This window comes from Bullifex sp., from assembly GCF_034103065.1.
Lineage (GTDB): Bacteria > Spirochaetota > Spirochaetia > Sphaerochaetales > Sphaerochaetaceae > Bullifex.
This window is the reverse complement of the sequence record NZ_JAXEGN010000085.1, coordinates 1-2,559: the sequence shown is the minus strand read 5'-3', so window position 1 is coordinate 2,559 and position 2,559 is coordinate 1. Positions and strand designations below refer to the sequence as shown.

Genomic DNA, 2,559 nt, shown 5'->3' with positions numbered 1-2,559 from the left:
CACTTTCTCTTTCCTCGGTGCCGTTTACTTTTATTCCTTTATTTTCTAAACCATAGGTATCATTAGTTGCAAATATTGTTACATTTCCACCATCCTGGATGTAGTAGGTATCAACACTTATTGCATTACCATCAGCACTCTTGGTAGTAGTGATAGAAACAGAGCCTGAGAGAATTCTCAAAACACCATCAACTTTAAAGCCATGCTTTTTATTTGCTGTTAATGATAAATCTCCATCTCCAAAGATTATTACATCACTTGATGATGTAATTGCTCCTTTCTTTTCATTTTGAATACTATCTTCAAGTGTTATACTTCCAGCTAAATTGATAAAGCACTTACCATCTCCCTTTAAAATTAATGCTGGGGTAGTTGTAGCTTTAACAGATGTGTTAGAAAAAGTGATCATATATGTAGCATCACTTGATATTGTGATGGATTCTAGATCAGAATCAGTAATTATATAGTTATATGATGTAGTGCTATCATTACTTTCTTTTATTATTCCATCTTTAGCAGTTAATACTTTATCTTCAAAAACATAGGATGTTGGTAAATCTGCTACATCATAAAGGGTATATGGATTATCTTTACTTGATACAGATTGTGCATATTCACTTTCATCTAAAGTGGTTACAAATGAAACAATTTCATTGTTTGCATTAAATGGCATCATCTTATCCATTTTAGTTGGCATAGATACTTGGTCTATTTCTAATGTTTCATTTTTAGCTTCATTTGGTGTACAGCTAAAAAGCATTAGTACAATTAGTAGTAAAATTGTTATTAAATTACTATGCTTCATATTTGTTACCTCACTTTGAATAAATCTATAGTGGGCAAGCTTATACTCGCAATAAGCAGAGTGAAAAATTCATCAAAAACACAAAAAAATCTTTAAAAAAGACAAAAACTATTTATTTATAAAAAAAAGGTTATATAATTTTATTTTATGAATAAACAAAGAAAGAAAATTCACACAATACCTCTTAAGCAACAAATTAAAGAGCATAAGGGGTTGTTTGCAGTTTATCTCTTATTAAGAGTATCTGTAATACTTACTATGGTAGCTCAGATCTTTAATCAAGATTGGGAGAGTGTTTTCTTCTGCTTACTTGCACTTTTCTTGATGATGATTCCATCGTTTATTGAGCATAACTGGCACATAGATATTCCAGATACACTTGAAGTAATAGTAATAATATTTATTTATGCTGCAGAGATTTTGGGAGAACTAAAAGCATATTATATCAACGTCCCATTTTGGGATACGATGCTTCATACGACAACTGGATTTTTAGCAGCAGCGGTAGGTTTCTCTCTTTGTGATATTTTCAATAGAAATGAAAATATTAAATTCAACCTTTCTCCTTTCTTTTTAGCATTCGTAGCATTTTGCTTTTCAATGACAGTTGGAGTTCTTTGGGAGTTCTTTGAGTTCGGCATGGATTTCTTTACTGGATCTGATATGCAGAAAGATACCATTGTTCATGCTATTCATACAACAATGCTTGACCCAACAAAAACAAATAGAGTAGTCCATATTACAGGTATTACAGATGTTATCCTCTCTGATGGTACCTCTCTTGGATTAGGTGGATATCTTGATATCGGTATCATTGATACAATGAAAGATTTATTTGTAAACTTTATAGGTGCAGTTGTCTTCTCATTTATTGGTTACTTCTATGTTAAGAGTAGAGGTGAGGGACGTTTTGCAAGAAGATTTATCCCAACTATGAAGTTTGAAGAGCTTAAGGAAGCAGAAGAGAAAGCTATAAAGAAAAAGGAGAAAAAGAAATGAAAGTAGGCATTATTGGATGTGGTCGCATTGCAAGGACAATGGCTGATACAATAAATAACACTAAGGGCTTCGAGCTATATGCAGTAGCTGCTAGAGATATTGAAAGAGCAAATGCTTTTAAAGAAGAGTTTAATGCAAGTGTTAGTTATGGCTCATATGAAGAACTCGTAAGTGATGATAATGTTGAACTTGTATATGTCGCAACTCCTCACTCTCACCATAAGGATCATATGCTACTATGCCTTAACCACAATAAACCAATACTTTGTGAAAAGGCTTTTACAGTTAATGAAGCTGAAGCTAAAGAGGTACTAGATTTAGCAAAAGAAAAAGGATTATTTGTTGGTGAGGCTATTTGGACAAGGTACATGCCTTCAAGAAAAATAATTGATAAAATAATTGGTGAAGGAAAAATTGGAAGAGTTACTTCTGTTACAGCTAATTTAGGTTATCAAATAAGTGATAAGGAGAGAATTATCGATCCTGCTCTTGGTGGTGGTGCACTCCTTGATATTGGTATTTATCCTCTTAATTTTGCATTAATGGCAAGAAATAATGTTAACGTAAAGGCTTTAACTGGAGTTTGTACTAAAGCAGAAACAGGTGTTGACTTGCAAGATTCCATGGTTATTTGCTTTGAGGATGGCTCAATTGCAACTATTTTTGCAGATGCAGAAATTACTTCAGATAGAAGAGGTTATATCTATGGAACAAAGGGTTATATTGAGGTTGAAAATATCAATAACCCTGAGGTA

3 protein-coding genes are annotated in these 2,559 nt (G+C 32.7%); 2 read left to right on the top strand and 1 reads right to left on the bottom strand.

Annotation, left to right across the window (positions count from 1 at the left end):
- Window positions 1-805, bottom strand: an 805-nt coding sequence (locus tag SOY52_RS03590) for a carbohydrate-binding domain-containing protein (protein WP_320847616.1), incomplete at its 3' end; no start/stop codon positions are given.
- Between the two features lie 147 nt (window positions 806-952).
- Here SOY52_RS03590 and SOY52_RS03585 point away from each other — a divergent pair.
- Together SOY52_RS03585 and SOY52_RS03580 are read left to right on the top strand one after the other, a co-directional pair.
- Window positions 953-1,804: a hypothetical protein gene (locus SOY52_RS03585; RefSeq protein WP_320847615.1), complete on the top strand. Its 852-nt coding sequence runs from the start codon at window positions 953-955 to the stop codon at window positions 1,802-1,804.
- Window positions 1,801-2,559 (top strand): Gfo/Idh/MocA family oxidoreductase (locus SOY52_RS03580; protein WP_320847614.1); only part of this gene is annotated, 759 nt, incomplete at its 3' end. The genes SOY52_RS03585 and SOY52_RS03580, both read left to right, overlap by 4 nt.